Consider the following 16,993-nt stretch of genomic DNA (forward strand, 5'->3'; position numbering starts at 1 on the left):
GCGCCGACCCCGGCCTGTGCTCCGAGATCGAGGGGGAGGTGACGAACATTTTCACCGCCTGCTCGTTCCAGGACCTGCCCGGCCAGCCCGGCGTTCAGCACCGCCACCAGGGCGGCGATGCCGATGCCCAGGCACAGGCCGGGCCGCAGGCGCCGGTTCAGCGGGCTCCAGCGCCCCGCCACCAGCACCAGGAACAGCCCGCCGCCCACCGCGGCCAGCAGGCTTCCGTAATGGAGCGCCCGCACCGCCGCAGCGGCCAGCAGCGTGGCCGGCGGCGTGGCGCCGTCCGCCTGCGCCGGTCGTTCCGGCTCCGCACCGATCCCGAACAGGATGGACCCGGCGACCGGATGGCCGTCGCCCGAACTGACGCGGTAGCTGAGGACGTGCGTTCCCTGCGCCAACCCGCCGGGCAGGGCGACGCGCAGCGCCCCGTCCCCGGCGGAGGGTGGGGCGGGCAGGGGAAGCTCCACCCCGCCGGGGCCGATCAGCGTCACCGCGACCGGGCGCACCGGTTCGTTGAAGCGGAGCACGGCCTCCGCGGGTGGGCGGTCCAGCCGCGCCCCGTCCTCCGGGGCGCTGTCCACCAGCACGGCATGCGCCAGGGCCGGCGCGGCGAGGAGCATCAGCATCAGGGCGGCGATCCACCCCACGACCAGCCGGCGCATGCGCGGCCCCTTTCCCTTACGGCTTCGCGGTCAGGGTGACGCCGGGGGCCGGCTCCTTGTAGTCATGGTCGGTCTTGCCCGGTTCCGGGATCTCGATCCAGCGGTGTGCGCCCGTCTCGCATTCCTGCACCACGGGGAAATAGACCACGGTGCCCGGAGCGGCGTCGGGCAGGCGGGCGCGGAACACGAACTCGTCGTAATGGGCGTCGGGCAGGGAGCCGCCGGTCCAGGCGATCTCGGTGACGCCCTTGGTCAGCGATTCGCCGTAGTAGTCGTAGGCTTTCGCGTAATCGCCTTCCTTGGTCGTCAGCGTCCAGCCGGGCTTGGGCATCGGCTTCACGGCGATGACGCCCTCGGGGATGCGGACGCGCAGGGCGATGGTCGGGGAGGTGCCGCAGCCGTGGCCGACGCGCAGCACGGCCTTGTAGGTGCTGGCGGCGGGGGCCTGCTTGGCCTCCAGCGTGGTGTGGGCGAGGGCGGCGCCAACGGGAAGAAGGGCGGGCAGGCCGACGAGGACGGCGGCCAGCAGGGCGCCGCGGCTTTCGCGGATCATGGGAAATCTCCGGTGTGTGCGCACAGGTGCCGGCTTCTGCGGTTCGGCCTGTTCCGGACCGGTCGCCACCTTCTTCAGTCGTCATTCCCATGGAAGCGCAGAGGCTTCGGAAAGCGGGCCCCCACCCCGGCCCTCCCCCGCTGCGCAGGGGAGGGTCAGGGAGGGGGCACCGTCAGCGACGGCGGGATAACAAGGAAAGAAGGGCGTGTCGGAAACGGGGCGTTCAGCGTTGCGTCCGCGCACCTGCGGATGTGTGTGTCTGTGGAAAAGTCGGCTCAGACACTCACCGGAGGTGCCCGGGCGGAGAAGGCGCGTGGCGTGCGCCCGGCCCCGGCCTCGTCGTCCGCGGGCGGCGGAACGGCGGCCAGCACGGTCCTGGCCGGCGGCAGCGGGGACGGCGCCATGGCCGGACCCAGCAGGGACCCGCCGCCCAGCGACAGGCAGATCGGGCAATAGGTGACGTGCCCCGGCGTGCCGTCCGGGGCGGGGTCGTGGTTCGCGTGCCGCCCGGCGGAGGCGTCGGGCGCGGCGCCGGAATGGCAGATGGAGCCGGCGACCGCAAGTTGCGCCGGCTCCGCCAGCACCGCGGCCAACGGAGGCGGGACATGGGTGGCCATGACCAGGGCGTGGAAGACCAGCACCAGCGCGGCGCACCACGCTGTCAGGTTCCTCATCACGCCGGATGACCGCCACATTCGCATGGACGCCACTATGGGCACAGTCCAAGGCCCGAAAAAAGGCAATAAAATTGTGGTCTTTTCGACGGTACGGCCTCGCTTGCGCTCCTTCACAAACGCATGATAGGCTTTCGATCCTAGAGCCTTGGCGGGTGGGGGTGGTCATGGGCGGCGTGCTGCGCCGGTACGGTCCGGTTCTGACCGCGGCGATCCTGCTGGCCGTGGCCTCGTGGCTGCTGCTGCTGGTCGTGCTGCCGCAAGTGCTGATGGTGGATTTCTCCTTCCGCCCCTCGCTGCCGCCCAGCAAGGCCGGCGGGCCGGAGGACGTCTACACGCTGCGCAACTACGCGACGCTGTGGACCAACCAGATCCATCTGGCGATCTTCCTGAAGACGATCTGGGCCAGCAGCCTCGTCACCGCCGTCACCCTGGCGGTCTGCTACCCCGTGGCCTTCTATCTGGCGCAGGTGGCGCCGCGGCGGCGCCTGCCGACGCTGGTGCTGATGCTGGTGATTCCCTTCTGGATCAACGAACTGCTGCGCACCTTCGCTTGGTACATCATCCTGGCCTACAACGGGCCGCTGAACGCGCTGCTGGTCGGGCTGGGGATCTTTTCGGAGCCGCAGCGGCTGCTCGGCGGCGATGCCGGGGTCATCGTCGGGATGGTCTACGTCTACATCCTCTTCATGGTGTTCCCGATCATGAACGCCATGGAGTCGCTGGACCGCAACCAGATCGAGGCGGCGCGCGACCTGGGGGCCGGGTGGCTGCGCATCCATCGCCGCATCGTCATCCCCCACGCCAAGCCGGGCATCGCGGTCGGCTGCATCATGACCTTCATGCTGGCGGCGGGCAGCTACGCCGTGCCGGCCCTGCTGGGCGGGCCGCAGAGCCGCTGGTTCACCGAGGTCATCTACAACTGGTTCTTCGAGGGCGGGAACTGGAACCAGGGGGCGGCCTACGCCTTCATCCTGCTGATCCTGTGCATCGCCTTCATCCTGCTGATGATGCGGCTGTTCCGCGTCGGCCTGACGGACATCGCCAAATGAAGAGGCCGGAATGACCGCCGCAAGTTTCCGCCGCTGGCTGACCGGGGCCTATCTCGTCCTGTTCTTCGGCTATCTGTTCCTGCCGCTGGGGATCATGGCGGCGGCGACCTTCAACAGCAGCCGCTTCCCCACCGTCACCCCCTGGATGGGCTTCACGCTGCAATGGTTCGGCGCCCTGTGGGCGGACCAGCGCATGTGGCAGGCGCTGGGCACCAGCCTGCTGGTCGGGGCGGGGGTGATCGCGGTGGCGGTGCCGCTGGGGCTGGCGGCGGCGCTTCTGCTCGACCGGCTGCACAGCCGGGCGCGGACCTTCCTCTACGCCGTGATGGTGTCGCCGCTGCTGACGCCGGGGGTGATCGTCGGCATCTCCACGCTGGTCTTCTGGCGGGAGTGGTTCGGGGTGACCGGCGGCCTGTTCCTGACCGTCCTGGCGCAGTCCAGCTTCATCGCGGCCTACGCGATGCTGCTGTTCCTGGCGCGGCTGCAACGGTTCGATCCGACGCTGGAGGAGGCGGCGCTGGACCTGGGCGCCACCCATGGGCAGGTGTTCCGGCGGATCACGCTGCCCTATCTGACGCCGGCCATCCTGTCGGCGTCCTTCCTGGCCTTTTTGCAGAGCTTCGAGAATTACAACACGACGCTGTTCGTCCGCGGGCTGGACACCACGCTGACGGTCTACATCGCCTCGAAGGTGCGCACGGGCCTGACACCCGCGGTCAACGCGCTGTCGCTGATCCTGATCGCGCTGACCATCCTGGGCGCCGTCGTCTATGAAATCCTGCGCCGGCGCGAAGCGCGCCGGCAGCCGGACCCCGCGTGACGGCGGTGCTTACTCTTCGTCCTCGTCCGCGTCGGCCTCGATCTGGGCGGCCAGATCGCGCAGCATGTCGATGACGTCCTCGTGGCTGGTCTCGTCCACGGCGGTGTTCACGGCGGCCTCGATCATGGCGACGGCGATGTAGGGGCCCAGGACCCCGCCTTCCTTGATCGCCGCGTCCAGATGCTTCTCGGCGACCGACAGGGCCTTCTCGAACAGGGCCTCGGCCGTCTGGTTGGTGCTGTCCTTGCTCATCTTGCGGTCCGTTGCGGGTGTTATGGTGCGACTCCTATAACACCGGCCCGCCCGGCTTGGCGCGGCAAATCGGGCCGTCGCGGGGAATGACCGTCATGCCCGGGCTTGCTCCGGCCCGCGGCACCGGCCACATTCGACCGGAACCACCATCCACAAGGCAACCATGACCGATCCGACCAGCCCCGGCCTCTACCGTTTCTGGATCGGGGAGCATGTGCGCTTCGCCGACCTCGACGCGCTGGGCCACGTCAACAACAACGCCATCGGCGTGTATTTCGAGCAGCTCCGCGTGTCGCTGGTCCATGACTGCGGCGGTTTCCGCGCCGAGTCCCCCTGGACCGTGGTGCTGGCGCGCAGCGTCATCGACTACAAGGCCGAACTGCTGTTCCCGGCGGACATCCGCATCGGGGCGCGGGTGACGAAGGTCGGCAACACCTCCGTCGTTCTGGGCGCGGCGATCTTCGAGGGCGACCGCTGCATCGCGGTGCAGGAGGCCGTCTGCGTCATCGTGGACAAGGACAGCCACCGCCCGACCCCGGTGCCGGCGGACCTGCGCGACGCCCTGGCCCGCTACGTGTGAGGACGCCATGCCCCTGTCCCTGACCCGCCGCACTTTGCTGACCGGTTCGTCCTTGCTGGCCGGGGCCGGCCTGCTGCCGCGCGCCGCCCGTGCGGCGGTGGGGCAGGGCAAGGCCGTGAGCCTGTCCGCCGGTCCGGCCCGCGTCAATCTGGCGGGGAAGGACTTTCCCGACACGGCGGTCTGGGCCTATGGCGGGCGGGTTCCGGGTCCGGAACTGCGCTTCCGCCAGGGCGACACGGCGCGCATCGCCTTCGCCAACGACCTGCCGGAGCCGACGACCGTCCATTGGCACGGCCTGCGCGTTCCCAACGCCATGGACGGCGTGCCGGGCCTCTCGCAGGCCGTGGTGCCCGCGGGCGGGCGGTTCGACTATGAGTTCCCGCTGAAGGACGCCGGCACCTTCTGGTACCACCCCCACGCCAACAGCGGGGTGCAGGTCGCCCATGGCCTGACCGGCGCCTTCGTCGTGGAGGAGCGCGAGCCGATCCGCGTGGACCGCGACCTGCTCTGGCTGCTCGGCGACTGGCGGCTGACGAAGGAGGCGGAGCTGGCCGGCGGCTTCGGCCATCCCATGGACGCCACCCACGCCGGGCGCATCGGCAACACCGTCACCATCAACGGCGCCGTGCGGGACAGCGTGCCGGTCCGCGCCGGGGAGCGCGTCCGCCTGCGCCTGATCAACGCGGCGAACGCGCGGGTCTTCGCGCTCGACTTCCGGGGGCACGCGCCGCAGGTGATCGCGCTGGACGGCCAGCCGGTGACCCCGCACGCCCCGCCGGACGGCAAGGTGGTCCTGGCGCCCGGCCAGCGCGCCGACCTCGTGATCGACATGGCCGGCAAGCCGGGCGAGGGGTTCGATGTGGTGGACGGCTTCTACCCGCGCATGGCCTACCGGCTGACCCGGCTGGCCTATAGCGCCGAGGCGCCCTTGCGCGACTCGCCGCTGGACGCCCCCATCGCGCTGGCCCCGAACCCGCTGCCCGAGCCCGACCTCGTCGGGGCCGTCCGCCAGGATGTGGTGCTGGACGGCGGGATGCACGGCGCCATGCCGAGGAACGCCGGGCCGCGCGGCCCCTTCTGGGCGCTGAACGGCGTGGCGGCGATGGGCCATCACCATTTGGAGCCGCTCATCACCGTCAAGCGCGGCCAGACGCAGGTGACGGCCTTCGTCAACGAGACCGGCTGGTGGCACCCCATGCACCTGCACGGCTTTCCCTTCCGCGTCCTCTCGCGCAACGGCCAGCCGGCCGAGCACCGCGAGTGGCGCGACACCGTCCTGCTCGGCCCCAATGAAACGGCCGAGATCGCCTTCGTGGCCGAAGAGGCCGGCGACTGGATGCTCCACTGCCACATTCTGGAGCATCAGGAAACCGGCATGATGGCCGTCCTGAGAGTGACCACGTGAAACGACCCGCCCCCAAACACCGCCCGTCCCCCCGCAGCAGCGAACCGCGCACCGCCCCCCGGACCGCCCCCCGGACCGCTGAGGTGATCATTGCCGAGGTCGGCGCCCGCGGCGACGGCATCGCCGCCTTCGAGGGCACCAAGGTCTTCGTGCCGCTGACCGTCCCCGGCGACCGGGTGCGGGTGGCCGTGAAGGACGCCGCCAACGCCAAAGGCGAAGGGCTGCGCTCCGACCTGCTGGAGATCCTGGAGCCCGGCCCCGGTCGCGCCGCACCGCCCTGCGCCCATTTCGGGGCCTGCGGCGGCTGCACGGTCCAGCATATGGAGGACGCGGCCTACGCCGCCTGGAAAGTCGGGCTGGTGCAGGGCGCGCTGGCCCGCGTCGGGCTGGGCGATGCGCCGATGGAACCGCTGTCCCGGACGCCGCCGGGGGCGCGCCGCCGCGCCCGCTTCGCGGCGCTGAAGCGGGGCCGCCGCGTCTGGTTCGGCTTCAACGAGCGGCTGAGCCACCGGCTGGCCGACCTGACGGAATGTCCGGTGCTGCTGTCCCGGCTGTTCGCCCTGGCGGAGCCGTTGCGCGGGCTGCTGCTGTCGGTCCTGCCGGACGGCGGTGGCTGCGACGTGATCGCCACGGACCTGGAGGGCGGCATCGACCTCGTGCTGGTCGGCCCGCGCAGCCTGGACCGCGCGGCGCGGGAGCGGCTGGTGGTTTTCGGCGAGGACTGCGGAGTCGCCCGTATCTCCTGGCAGGCGGACGACCGTGGGACGCCGGAGCCCATCGCCCACCGCCGCCCGGTGGCGGTGTCCTTCGACGGGCTGCCGGTCACCCCGCCGCCGGGCGCCTTCCTCCAGGCGAGCGCCGAGGGGGAGGCCGCCCTGGTCGCCGCCGTCCTCGCCAACGTCGGGGAGCCGAAGCGGGTGGCCGACCTGTTCGCCGGGCTGGGCACCTTCGCGGTTCCGCTGGCCCGGCGGGCGGCGGTCCATGCGGTGGAGGGGGACGCCCCGGCGCTGGCCGCGCTGAACAAGGCGGCGGGCGCGCTCCGCCTGACCACGGAGCGGCGCGACCTGTTCGAGAACCCGCTGACGGCGAAGGAGCTGGCCCGGTTCGACGCGGTCGTCTTCGACCCGCCGCGGGCCGGTGCGGCGGCCCAGGCGCAGGCTTTGGCCGGGTCCAAGGTGCCGCGGGTGGTGGCGGTGTCCTGCAACCCCGCGACCTTCGCCCGCGACGCCCGCACCCTGGCCGACGGGGGATACATGCTGAGCCGGGTTTACCCGGTGGACCAGTTCCTGTGGTCCGCCCATGTCGAGGTCGTCGGGGTGTTCAGCCGCCCGTAGGTGCTGCGGAGGGGGCGGGGAACCACGAAGACACGAAGGACACAAAGAACAACACAAAGGAAGTCCGGCAGAGCCGGGTCGTTCCCCGCCCGCCGGCGCCCCTTCGTGACAATCTTAGTGCCTTCGTGTCTTCGTGGTGAAACCCTTTCCCCCGAACCCACTCAGTCCAACTGCATCACGATCGCCTTGAGGTAGGCCGACTCCGGCAGATGCGGGTGCACCGGATGATCCGGCCCGGCCCCGGCGCTGCGCAGGATGCGGCCCGTCCGCCCGGCGTCGTGCAGCCCGCGGGCGACCTGCTCGGCGAAGGTCGGCGGGTCCACGTTGTGGCTGCACGACGCGCAGAGCAGGAAGCCGCCCGGCGCCGTGATCTTCGCCGCCAGCCGCGTCATCTTGCGGTAGGCGCGGCAGCCGACCGCCAGATCCTTCTTCGACTTCACGAAGGCCGGCGGGTCGGCGATCACCACCTCGAACCGCTCGCCCTCGGCGTTCAGCCGCTCCAGCTCGTTGAAGGCGTCGGCGCGGCGCGCTTCGAAGCGGTCGGCCACCCCGTTGGCCTCCGCCGCGCGGGTGGCGTTGTCCAGCGCCCCCTGCGAGCGGTCGACCGACACCACCGACGACGCACCCTCGACCGCGCAGAGCACGCCGAAGCCGCCGTTGTAGCTGAAGAAGTCGATGGCCCGCTTGCCCTTGGCCAGCTTGGCGATGAAGGCGCGGTTGTCGCGCTGGTCGTAGAACCAGCCGGTCTTCTGCCCGCCCAGCGGGTCGGCGAAGAAGACGGCGCCGTTCTCCTCCAGCCGGATCGGGCCGTCGATCTCGCCCTTCACCAGCCGGCTTTCCTCCGGCAGCCCCTCCAGCGCGCGCTGGGTGCTGTCGTTGCGCAGGATGACCGCGCGGGGGGCCAGCACCTCGTCGATGGCGGCCAGGATGGCGTCGATCCGCTGGTCCATGAAGACGCTGTTGGCCTGCACCGTCACCACGTCGCCGTAGCGGTCCACGATCAGCCCCGGCAGTCCGTCCGCTTCCGCGTGCACGACGCGGTAATAGGGCCGGTCGAACAGCGCCTCGCGCGTCGCCACGGCGCGGCGGAGCCGTCCGGCGAGGAAGGCGTGGTCCACCACCGTCGCCGGGTCGCCGGACAGCATCCGCGCGGCGATCAGCGTGTGCGGGTTGAAGGTGGCGATGCCCAGCGGGGTCCCGCCGGGGTCCAGCAGGCGCACCGGGCTGCCCGGCGGGATGGCCTTGGCCGCCGTGTCCATCTGGACTTCGTTGGAATAGACCCAGGGATGGCCGTGCAGGACGCGCCGCTGGCGGCCGGCCTGCAGATGGATCGCCCGGTATTTGACGGGGGTGGTGGGGGTGTCGGTCATGATGCCGCATCCTAGCCGCTCGGGTCCGCCGAGCAAACGGTCTCGTCGATGGATTCGGGGGAAGCGGGGGCGGAGTCGCAGGGCGTGCCGGCGTGCCGGCCTTTTCCGGCGCGCCTTATGGTGTGCCGTGCGGCGTTTCGGCCTGCGGCGGATGCGCGCGGTCGTCGTTGGCGCCGTCGATCGCCTTGCACAGCCGCAGGGTTTCCTTGCGGTGCCCCTCCTGGCGGAAACAGGACAGCAACGGGCTGCGGGATTCCTCCCGCCCGGCCAGCGATTCCGGCAGGGCGGTGTGGATCGCCGCACAGCCGTGGCCGCGCGCCAGCCGGTCCATGGACCGCAGCAAGGTTTCCGCCGGCCCCGTCATGTCGAACAGGTCGAGCACGACGAAATTCTCCACGGCCAGAATTCGACCATGGCGAAGATGCTCCGCAATGGCGTATGAGAAAAGCCCATGGAGGTACCCCCGTGCGTTCTGCACGGTCATGATGCCGGCCGGCGTCGCGGGGGTATCAACCGGCCCGATAAGTGCTGCGGCAAATGCGCGCCATTGCTCCACCGGCAGGTCCGGGGCGATGGCCCGCACGAGCGGATAGGCCTGGTCGATCTGACGCTGACCGAGAGGTTTCGCGATGAAGCTTTCGTCCATGCCCGTCCGACCGCGTGAAGGACGGTGAACGATGGCAGGCACCGGTAAGACCGGTCGTTGACGTAGATCAATGTTGCAAGGTCCACCCCTACACATATTGGGATTATTGGAGGCAGGCGCAACCGGCGTCCGCATAAGTGCATCGTATGTGAACCTGCCCCCCTCCTTAACAGTACGTACCCAGCGGTGGTGCAACCTCAGAGGAAGCGGCCCGAGCCGCCCGGGGCAAACGGGAGAGATTGAATGACATCAGCGACTCTGACGCCAGGGGCCGCCCTGGGCAGCCAGCGGGTGTCGGAAAATGTGCGTTACTACGAAGACGCCGTCCGACTCTTCGTCATCGCTGCAGTGTTCTGGGGTGTCGTCGGCTTCCTGGCCGGCGTCTTCATCGCGCTGCAGCTCGCTTTTCCGGCGCTGAATCTCGGCCTTGAGTGGACGAGCTTCGGGCGCCTGCGGCCGGTCCACACCTCGGCCGTGATCTTCGCGTTCGGCGGCAACGTCCTGTTCGCCACCTCGCTCTACTCCGTGCAGCGCACCAGCCGCCAGTTCCTGTTCGGCGGCGAGGGCCTCGCGAAGTTCGTCTTCTGGAACTACAACATCTTCATCGTCCTGGCGGCGCTCAGCTACGTGCTCGGCTACACCCAGGGCAAGGAGTATGCGGAGCCGGAGTGGATCCTCGACCTCTACCTGACGGTCATCTGGGTCCTCTACGCCATCCAGTTCGTCGGCACGGTGATGACCCGCAAGGAGTCGCACATCTACGTCGCCAACTGGTTCTTCATGGCGTTCATCCTGACCGTCGCGATCCTCCACATCGGCAACAACGTCAACGTCCCGGTGTCGCTGACCGGGATGAAGTCGTACCCGTTCGTCTCGGGCGTCCAGAGCGCCATGGTGCAGTGGTGGTACGGCCACAACGCGGTCGGCTTCTTCCTGACCGCCGGCTTCCTCGGCATCATGTACTACTTCGTTCCGAAGCGCGCGGAGCGGCCGGTCTATTCGTACCGCCTGTCCATCGTGCACTTCTGGACCCTGATCTTCCTCTACATCTGGGCCGGCCCGCACCACCTGCACTACACGGCTCTGCCGGACTGGGCGCAGACGCTGGGCATGACCTTCTCGGTCATGCTGTGGATGCCGTCCTGGGGTGGCATGATCAACGGCATCATGACCCTGTCGGGTGCCTGGGACAAGCTGCGCACCGATCCGGTCCTGCGCTTCCTCGTGACGTCGGTGGCCTTCTACGGCATGTCCACGTTCGAGGGCCCGCTGATGTCCGTGAAGCCGGTCAACGCCCTGTCGCACTACACCGACTGGACGGTCGGCCACGTGCACTCCGGCGCGCTCGGCTGGGTGGCCTTCATCTCCTTCGGCGCGATCTACTATCTGGTCCCGGTCCTGTGGAAGCGCTCGCAGCTCTACAGCCTGCGTCTGGTCAGCTACCACTTCTGGACCGCCACCATCGGCATCGTGCTCTACATCACCGCCATGTGGGTGTCGGGCATCATGCAGGGCCTGATGTGGCGCGCCTACGACAACCTCGGCTTCCTCCAGTACTCGTTCGTCGAGACGGTCGCGGCCATGCATCCCTTCTACGTGATCCGTGCCATGGGCGGCGTCCTGTTCCTGGCCGGTGCCCTCATCATGGTCTACAACCTGTGGCGTACGGCCAAGGGTGACGTCCGCATCGAGAAGCCCTATGCCTCCGCCCCGCACAAGGCGGCGGTCGGTGCGGCCTGACGCCGGAGGAACTGAGAAAATGGCTGAGGAAAAAAAGGGCTTTAGTCACGACACGATCGAGCGGAACACGCTTCTGCTCATCGTCCTGATCCTGATCACCGTGTCGATCGGCGGCCTCGTCCAGATCGTCCCGCTGTTCACGATCGAGTCGACGATCGAGAAGGTGGATGGGGTCCGTCCCTATTCGCCGCTCGAACTGGCTGGCCAGAACATCTACTACCGCGAAGGCTGCTACAACTGCCACAGCCAGCAGATCCGTCCGTTCCGCGACGAGGTGGAGCGTTACGGTCACTACTCGCTGGCCGCGGAAAGCATGTACGACCATCCCTTCCAGTGGGGCTCCAAGCGCACCGGTCCGGATCTGGCCCGCGTGGGTGGCAAGTACTCCAACGACTGGCAGGTCGCCCACCTCGTCGATCCGCGCGCCGTGGTGCCGGAGTCGATCATGCCGGGCTATGCCTGGATGAAGGATCGTCCGCTGAAGTACACCGACATCCAGGATCACATGAAGACCCTGCGCATCGTCGGCGTCCCCTACACGGACGAGCAGATCGCCAGCGCCAAGGCCGACCTCGAAGCGCAGAAGAACCCGGACGCCGACACGGCCGGTCTGATGAAGCGCTACCCGAAGGCCGTCGTGGCGAACTTCACGGGCAACAAGGGCGTCACCGAAATGGACGCGCTGGTGGCCTACCTGCAGGTCCTGGGCACCATGGTGGACTTCACCAAGTACCAGTCGCCCAAGCAGCTCCAGCAGTAACCGGGAGGGATCCATGGATTTGGATTCGATCACTGTCGCCCTGCGGTCCTTCTGGACCGTCTGGCTGGCCCTGCTCTTCACCGGCATCGTGGTCTACGCCATGTGGCCAGGCAACCGGGGCAAGTTCGAAGACGCCTCCCGGATCCCGCTCAAGGAAGATGGTCAGGAGTTTTAGGCCATGGCACAAAAGGAAAAGGACGCCCTTTCCGGCGTCGAAACCACCGGCCACGAGTGGGACGGCCTGCGGGAGCTGAACAACCCACTGCCCAAGTGGTGGCTGTACATCTTCTACGTCTGCATCGCGTGGTCGCTCGTCTACTACGTGCTCTACCCGGCTTGGCCGCTGGGCAAGAGCTACACGAAGGGCCTGCTCGGCTACTCGCAGCGCGAGGAGCTGGTGCAGAAGGTCGCCGAAGGCAAGAAGGCTCAGGAAAAGTACCTGACGGCCATTGCGGCGACCTCCGTCGAGGACATCCAGAAGAACAAGGACCTCCTTGCCTTCGCGATGGCCGGCGGCCGTTCGTACTTCAACGAGAACTGCGCGGCCTGCCACGGCGCCGGCGGTCAGGGCGCCAAGGGCTTCCCGACGCTCGCCGACGACGTGTGGCTGTGGGGCGGCACCACCGCCGACATCTACAAGACCATCCAGCACGGCATCCGTGCGGATGACGCCGACACCCGCGGCACCGTCGGCATCGGCATGACCGCCTTCGGCAAGGACGGCATCCTGAACCGCGAGCAGATCGGTCAGGTCGCCGAGTATGTCCTGTCGCTGAACAAGCGTTCGACCGACGCCGCCGCCGCGGCGAAGGGCAAGACCGTCTATGACGAGAACTGCGCCGCCTGCCACGGCGACAGCGCCCAGGGCTCGGTCGCGGCCGGTCTGGATGTCGGCGCTCCGCCGCTCGTCACGGCCAACTGGCTGTATGGCGGCGACAAGGCGTCGCTGGTGGAGACCATCACGAACGGCCGCGCCGGCGTGATGCCCGCTTGGTCGAAGCGTCTGGACGACGCGACGGTCAAGTCGCTGGCGGTCTACGTCCACAACCTGGGCGGCGGCAAGTAAGCCGTCCCAGCCCGTAAGGGCCAGCCGGGAGGGGGACGCCTCCCGGCGGGTTGACCGGACTTCGGTGCCGGGGAGGCGACTCCCCGGCACTTTCTTTTTCCCCGGCTTTTATCGGGCCGGCCTTTTTCCGGGCTGGTTGTCCGGGCGGCGGCGCCCCGAATTCCTTTGATCCATCGCAATGCCCCTGTGACCTTCTGCCGCCATAGTCCCCCCGCCACAGCCGAACCATGTCGGCATGGCCAGGCCGCCCCGCGGCGGACGCCGGAAGAAGAAGGCGAGGTCATGAGCACGACCACCGAACAGCAGCCGCTCCAAACCGATCCGGCCCGGCCCGATCGGATGGAACGCCCGGCGGCGGTTGCCGGGGCGACCCCCGCCGCCGCTTCGCCGAAGGCGCCGCGGCGTGCCTCGCGCTCCATGTACCAGAAGCATTCGAAGGTCTATCCGAAGGCGGTGCAGGGCACGTTCCGCCGCATCAAATGGACGGCGCTGGCGGTCCTGCTGGCGATCTACTACGTGCTGCCCTGGGTCCGCTGGGACCGCGGGCCGAACGCGCCCGACCAGGCGGTTCTGCTCGACCTCGCCAACCGCCGCTTCTACCTGTTCTTCGTGGAGCTGTGGCCGCAGCAAATCTATTACCTGACCGCCGCGCTGATCCTGGCGGCGCTGGGCCTGTTCCTGGCGACCTCGCTGGCGGGGCGCGTCTGGTGCGGCTACGCCTGCCCGCAGACGGTGTGGACCGACCTCTATGTCTGGGTCGAACGGCTGGTGGAAGGCGACCGCGGCGAGCGCATCCGCCTGGACCAGGGCAAATGGACCGCCCGGAAGGTTGGGCGCAAGGCGCTGAAGAACCTGATCTGGCTGCTGATCGCCCTGGCGACCGGCGGCGCCTGGATCTTCTACTTCACCGACGCGCCGACCCTGATGGGCGAGATGATGCGCTTCGAGCTGTCCTCGACCGCCCTCGGCTTCATCGGCCTGTTCACCGTCACCACCTATCTCCTCGCCGGCTTCGCGCGGGAGCAGGTCTGCACCTACATGTGCCCGTGGCCGCGTTTCCAGTCGGCGATGATCGACGAGGACAGCCTGATCGTCACCTACCAGGACTGGCGCGGCGAAGGCCGCAGCCTGATGCGCAAGTCGCAGAGCTGGGAGGAGCGCAAGGCCGAAGGGCTGGGCGACTGCATCGACTGCTTCAACTGCGTCCAGGTCTGCCCCGCCGGCATCGACATCCGCGACGGGCTTCAGATGCAGTGCATCGGCTGCGGCCTGTGCATCGACGCCTGCGACGAGATCATGGCCAAGGTCGGGCGCCCGGCGGGCCTCATCCGGTTCGACACCCAGACCAGCCAGGTGGCCATCGCGACCGGCGGCCAGCCGGTGCCCTACCGCCTGTGGCGCCCGCGCACGATCCTCTACACGCTGATGATGCTGGTCATCGCCGGCGGTATCGGGATCGGCCTCCTGCTGAAGCCGGGGCTGGACATCAGCGTCCTGCGCGACCGCGCCCCGCTGTTCGTGGCCCTGTCCGACGGGTCGGTGCGCAACGCCTACACCTTCAAGATCTCCAACATGACCCGCGACCCGCGCTCCTACACGCTGGCCGTCGTGGGGATGAAGGAGGCCAGCCTGTCCGTGGCCGGCGACGGCCAGGAGGAGCAGGCCGGCACCCAGCGCCTGACCGCCGGCCCGGACATGGTCGCGACCTACAGAATTTTCGTGACCGTGCCCCGCACCGGTTTGCAAGGCGCCACCCAGCCCCTTACTTTCAGGCTAACCTCGGCGGATGGTGAGGTGGCGACCTACGACTCCGTCTTCCTGGGACCGGCCAACTGATCCCGCCCGGGTCCCTGCGCTGCATTCACTGAAGGTCAAGACGACGATGACGCTGTCCACCGACGCCGGAAACCACCGCTCCCCGCCCCGCCGGAAGGGCCGCCAGCCCGGCTGGTACATTCCCTGGATCTTCGTGGCGGGCTTCGCCGTCGTGATCGCGGTCAACGGCGTGATGCTGCACTTCGCCTTTTCGAGCTGGACCGGCGTCCAGACCGAGCAGCACTTCATGAAAGGGCTGAAGTACAACGAGGATCTGGCCGGCGCCCGGGCCCAGGCCGAGCGCGGCTGGAAGGTCGCCACCGAATTCACGGTCACCGAGCCGCAGAAGGGCATCCTGGCGCTGACGCTGCACGACAAGCACGGCAACCTGCTGAAGGACGCCGAGGTGAAGGCCGCCTTCATCCGCCCGACCAGCGAGGGCCACGACGTGCGGCTGGATCTGCCCTATCTGGGCGAGGGCCGCTTCGGCGCCCCGGTCGCGCTGCCGCTGGCCGGCCAGTGGGACCTGCGCGTGGAGATCCGGCACCCCACCGGCGACTATCAGGACCAGCAGCGCATCTTCGTGAAGTAAGCGTCCAGCGACGAGCGTACGGGCAAACAAGCATACGGGTTCCGTGACATGACCGTCTGCCTCCACTGCGGGCAGGAGCATCCCGAGGGCACCGGCACCACCGCCTCCGACGGCGCCGGCCCCTTCTGCTGCACCGGCTGTGCTGCGGCCTACGACCTCGTGCGCGGGCTCGGGCTGGAACGTTATTACGAGCGGCGCTGCGTCGATCCCGCCGCCCGGCCCCTGCGCCCGGACGGGGAGGCGCCGCCGCTCGACTACGCCCCCCACGCCAAGCGCGCCGAGGACGGCACCGCCTCGCTGCACCTCATGGTGGACGGGTTGCAGTGCGCGGCCTGCGTCTGGCTGATCGAAACGGCGCTGGCCCGCCAGCCGGGGGTGACCCACGCGCGGCTGAACATGACCACGCGCCGCCTGTCGGTGACGTGGCGCGAGGCCGAGACCGACGCCAACACCGTCGTGGACACCATCGCCCGCATCGGCTACCGCGCCGTGCCCTTCGATCCGGAACGGCTGGGCGACGCTCAGGCGAAGACGGAGAAGGAGCTTCTGCGCTCGCTGGCCGTCGCCGGCTTCGGCGCCAGCAACGTGATGCTGCTGTCGGTGTCGGTCTGGGCGGGGCACGCCACCGGCATGGGCAGCGCCACGCGCGACCTGATGCACTGGCTGTCGGCGCTGGTCTGCATGCCGGCCATCGCCTACGCCGTGCGGCCCTTCGCGCGCTCGGCCTTCCAGGCGCTGCGGCGCGGGCGGACGAACATGGACGTGCCGATCACCATCGGCGTCCTGCTCGCCACCAGCATGAGCCTGTTCGAGACGATCAACAGCGGCCAGCACGCCTATTTCGACGGCGCGATGATGCTGCTGTTCTTCCTGCTGATCGGGCGCTACCTCGACCAGCGGGCGCGGGGCCGGGCGCGGTCGGCGGCGGAGCAGTTGCTCGGCCTGCACGCCACCTCGGTGACCGTGCTGAGCGAGGACGGGCGCAGCGCCATCGTGCCGCCGGATCAGGTCAGCCCCGGCTCCACCATCCTGGTGGCGGTGGGCGAGCGGGTCGCGGTGGACGGCACGGTGTCCGACGGCGTGTCCGACCTCGACACCGCCCTGATCACCGGCGAGACGGTGCCGGGCAGCGTCCGCCCCGGCGACCGCGTGTTCGCCGGCATGCTGAACCTCACCGCCCCGCTGCGGGTGACCGTCACGGCGGTGGGGGAGGGCACGCTGCTGGCCGAGATCGTGCGGCTGATGGAGGTGGCCGAGCAGGGCCGCGCCAAGTACGTCGCCATCGCCGACCGGGTGTCGCGCCACTACGCCCCGGTCGTCCATGTGACGGCGCTGGGCACCTTCCTGGGCTGGCTGCTGCTGGGCGGGCTGCCCTGGCAGGACGCGCTGATGAACGCGGTCGCCGTCCTGATCATCACCTGCCCCTGCGCGCTGGCGCTCGCCGTTCCGGTGGTCCAGGTGATCGCCAGCGGGCGGCTGATGCGGCAGGGCATCCTGCTGAAGACCGCGACGGCGCTGGAGCGGCTGGCGGTCATCGACACGGTGGTCTTCGACAAGACCGGCACCCTGACCGAAGGGCGCCCCGTCCCGCAGCTCGACGGCGTGGCCGAGGACGACCTGCGCCTCGCCGCCGCGCTCGCCGGGGCCAGCCGCCACCCGCTGGCCCGCG

At 69.2% G+C, this 16,993-nt stretch carries 18 protein-coding genes; 12 read left to right on the top strand and 6 right to left on the bottom strand.

Annotation, left to right across the window (positions count from 1 at the left end):
* The 3 genes from QSG27_RS20760 to QSG27_RS20770 form a co-directional block, all read right to left on the bottom strand.
* A partial coding sequence (locus QSG27_RS20760) for a copper resistance CopC family protein (RefSeq protein ID WP_306709471.1) occupies positions 1 to 665 on the bottom strand: 665 nt, incomplete at its 3' end.
* Positions 666 to 681: 16 nt separating this feature from the next.
* Complete coding sequence (locus QSG27_RS20765) at positions 682 to 1,218, bottom strand: YcnI family copper-binding membrane protein (protein ID WP_306709472.1); 537 nt, start codon at positions 1,216 to 1,218, stop codon at positions 682 to 684.
* A gap of 275 nt (positions 1,219 to 1,493) precedes the next feature.
* Complete coding sequence (locus QSG27_RS20770; protein WP_306709473.1) at positions 1,494 to 1,892, bottom strand: DUF2946 family protein; 399 nt, start codon at positions 1,890 to 1,892, stop codon at positions 1,494 to 1,496.
* Between the two features lie 155 nt (positions 1,893 to 2,047).
* Here QSG27_RS20770 and QSG27_RS20775 point away from each other — a divergent pair, with 155 nt between their 5' ends.
* Positions 2,048 to 2,944 carry an ABC transporter permease gene (locus QSG27_RS20775; protein WP_306709475.1) on the top strand — a complete coding sequence of 299 codons (897 nt, stop codon included), beginning with the start codon at positions 2,048 to 2,050 and terminating at the stop codon, positions 2,942 to 2,944.
* Positions 2,945 to 2,954: 10 nt separating this feature from the next.
* Positions 2,955 to 3,764, top strand: coding sequence for an ABC transporter permease (locus QSG27_RS20780; RefSeq protein WP_306709477.1), 810 nt, complete (start codon positions 2,955 to 2,957; stop codon positions 3,762 to 3,764).
* 9 nt (positions 3,765 to 3,773) lie between these two features.
* On the opposite strand, the gene QSG27_RS20785 is transcribed toward QSG27_RS20780, so the two are convergent.
* Positions 3,774 to 4,016: a hypothetical protein gene (locus QSG27_RS20785; RefSeq protein WP_306709479.1), complete on the bottom strand. Its 243-nt coding sequence runs from the start codon at positions 4,014 to 4,016 to the stop codon at positions 3,774 to 3,776.
* Between the two features lie 163 nt (positions 4,017 to 4,179).
* On the opposite strand from QSG27_RS20785, the gene QSG27_RS20790 reads away from it, so the two are divergent.
* From QSG27_RS20790 to QSG27_RS20800, 3 genes are all read left to right on the top strand, one after another.
* Complete coding sequence (locus QSG27_RS20790) at positions 4,180 to 4,596, top strand: acyl-CoA thioesterase (protein ID WP_306709481.1); 417 nt, start codon at positions 4,180 to 4,182, stop codon at positions 4,594 to 4,596.
* A 7-nt stretch (positions 4,597 to 4,603) separates the two neighbouring features.
* Positions 4,604 to 6,001, top strand: coding sequence for a multicopper oxidase family protein (locus tag QSG27_RS20795; RefSeq protein WP_306709483.1), 1,398 nt, complete (start codon positions 4,604 to 4,606; stop codon positions 5,999 to 6,001).
* Positions 6,002 to 6,084: 83 nt separating this feature from the next.
* On the top strand, positions 6,085 to 7,335 hold the full coding sequence (locus QSG27_RS20800) for a class I SAM-dependent RNA methyltransferase (RefSeq protein ID WP_306709484.1): 1,251 nt from the start codon (positions 6,085 to 6,087) through the stop codon (positions 7,333 to 7,335).
* A gap of 161 nt (positions 7,336 to 7,496) precedes the next feature.
* Here the strand turns inward: QSG27_RS20800 and QSG27_RS20805 are convergent, their stop codons facing one another.
* Both QSG27_RS20805 and QSG27_RS20810 read right to left on the bottom strand, forming a co-directional pair.
* Complete coding sequence (locus tag QSG27_RS20805; RefSeq protein ID WP_306709486.1) at positions 7,497 to 8,705, bottom strand: class I SAM-dependent rRNA methyltransferase; 1,209 nt, start codon at positions 8,703 to 8,705, stop codon at positions 7,497 to 7,499.
* 115 nt (positions 8,706 to 8,820) lie between these two features.
* Entirely contained in the window at positions 8,821 to 9,351 is a 531-nt protein-coding gene (locus QSG27_RS20810) for a hypothetical protein (protein ID WP_306709488.1), read from the bottom strand.
* A gap of 243 nt (positions 9,352 to 9,594) precedes the next feature.
* Here QSG27_RS20810 and ccoN point away from each other — a divergent pair, with 243 nt between their 5' ends.
* The 7 genes from ccoN to QSG27_RS20845 form a co-directional block, all read left to right on the top strand.
* Positions 9,595 to 11,091 carry a cytochrome-c oxidase, cbb3-type subunit I gene (gene ccoN, locus QSG27_RS20815; RefSeq protein WP_306709490.1) on the top strand — a complete coding sequence of 499 codons (1,497 nt, stop codon included), beginning with the start codon at positions 9,595 to 9,597 and terminating at the stop codon, positions 11,089 to 11,091.
* A 19-nt stretch (positions 11,092 to 11,110) separates the two neighbouring features.
* Positions 11,111 to 11,851 carry a cytochrome-c oxidase, cbb3-type subunit II gene (gene ccoO / locus QSG27_RS20820; protein WP_306709491.1) on the top strand — a complete coding sequence of 247 codons (741 nt, stop codon included), beginning with the start codon at positions 11,111 to 11,113 and terminating at the stop codon, positions 11,849 to 11,851.
* 13 nt (positions 11,852 to 11,864) lie between these two features.
* Positions 11,865 to 12,026: a cbb3-type cytochrome c oxidase subunit 3 gene (locus QSG27_RS20825; RefSeq protein WP_014238792.1), complete on the top strand. Its 162-nt coding sequence runs from the start codon at positions 11,865 to 11,867 to the stop codon at positions 12,024 to 12,026.
* A 3-nt stretch (positions 12,027 to 12,029) separates the two neighbouring features.
* Entirely contained in the window at positions 12,030 to 12,917 is an 888-nt protein-coding gene (gene ccoP, locus QSG27_RS20830) for a cytochrome-c oxidase, cbb3-type subunit III (RefSeq protein WP_306709494.1), read from the top strand.
* A gap of 282 nt (positions 12,918 to 13,199) precedes the next feature.
* A complete protein-coding gene (gene ccoG / locus QSG27_RS20835; RefSeq protein WP_306709496.1) occupies positions 13,200 to 14,753 on the top strand; it encodes a cytochrome c oxidase accessory protein CcoG in 1,554 nt (517 codons plus the stop codon).
* 46 nt (positions 14,754 to 14,799) lie between these two features.
* A complete protein-coding gene (locus QSG27_RS20840) occupies positions 14,800 to 15,324 on the top strand; it encodes a FixH family protein (protein WP_306709498.1) in 525 nt (174 codons plus the stop codon).
* A 48-nt stretch (positions 15,325 to 15,372) separates the two neighbouring features.
* The coding region (locus tag QSG27_RS20845; protein WP_306709500.1) for a heavy metal translocating P-type ATPase at positions 15,373 to 16,993 on the top strand (1,621 nt) is incomplete at its 3' end.

This window comes from Azospirillum isscasi (assembly GCF_030849505.1).
Taxonomy (GTDB): domain Bacteria; phylum Pseudomonadota; class Alphaproteobacteria; order Azospirillales; family Azospirillaceae; genus Azospirillum; species Azospirillum isscasi.

What these genes read in the sequence shown, in the direction of transcription:
- QSG27_RS20770 (WP_306709473.1), bottom strand. Translation starts at nt 1,892, where the DNA reads ATGAGGAACCTGACAGCGTGGTGCGCCGCGCTGGTGCTGGTCTTCCAC.
- QSG27_RS20785 (WP_306709479.1), bottom strand. Translation starts at nt 4,016, where the DNA reads ATGAGCAAGGACAGCACCAACCAGACGGCCGAGGCCCTGTTCGAGAAG.
- QSG27_RS20805 (WP_306709486.1), bottom strand. Translation starts at nt 8,705, where the DNA reads ATGACCGACACCCCCACCACCCCCGTCAAATACCGGGCGATCCATCTG.
- QSG27_RS20765 (WP_306709472.1), bottom strand. Translation starts at nt 1,218, where the DNA reads ATGATCCGCGAAAGCCGCGGCGCCCTGCTGGCCGCCGTCCTCGTCGGC.
- ccoN (WP_306709490.1), top strand. Translation starts at nt 9,595, where the DNA reads ATGACATCAGCGACTCTGACGCCAGGGGCCGCCCTGGGCAGCCAGCGG.
- QSG27_RS20810 (WP_306709488.1), bottom strand. Translation starts at nt 9,351, where the DNA reads ATGGACGAAAGCTTCATCGCGAAACCTCTCGGTCAGCGTCAGATCGAC.
- QSG27_RS20825 (WP_014238792.1), top strand. Translation starts at nt 11,865, where the DNA reads ATGGATTTGGATTCGATCACTGTCGCCCTGCGGTCCTTCTGGACCGTC.
- QSG27_RS20795 (WP_306709483.1), top strand. Translation starts at nt 4,604, where the DNA reads ATGCCCCTGTCCCTGACCCGCCGCACTTTGCTGACCGGTTCGTCCTTG.
- ccoP (WP_306709494.1), top strand. Translation starts at nt 12,030, where the DNA reads ATGGCACAAAAGGAAAAGGACGCCCTTTCCGGCGTCGAAACCACCGGC.
- QSG27_RS20790 (WP_306709481.1), top strand. Translation starts at nt 4,180, where the DNA reads ATGACCGATCCGACCAGCCCCGGCCTCTACCGTTTCTGGATCGGGGAG.
- ccoG (WP_306709496.1), top strand. Translation starts at nt 13,200, where the DNA reads ATGAGCACGACCACCGAACAGCAGCCGCTCCAAACCGATCCGGCCCGG.
- ccoO (WP_306709491.1), top strand. Translation starts at nt 11,111, where the DNA reads ATGGCTGAGGAAAAAAAGGGCTTTAGTCACGACACGATCGAGCGGAAC.
- QSG27_RS20840 (WP_306709498.1), top strand. Translation starts at nt 14,800, where the DNA reads ATGACGCTGTCCACCGACGCCGGAAACCACCGCTCCCCGCCCCGCCGG.
- QSG27_RS20780 (WP_306709477.1), top strand. Translation starts at nt 2,955, where the DNA reads ATGACCGCCGCAAGTTTCCGCCGCTGGCTGACCGGGGCCTATCTCGTC.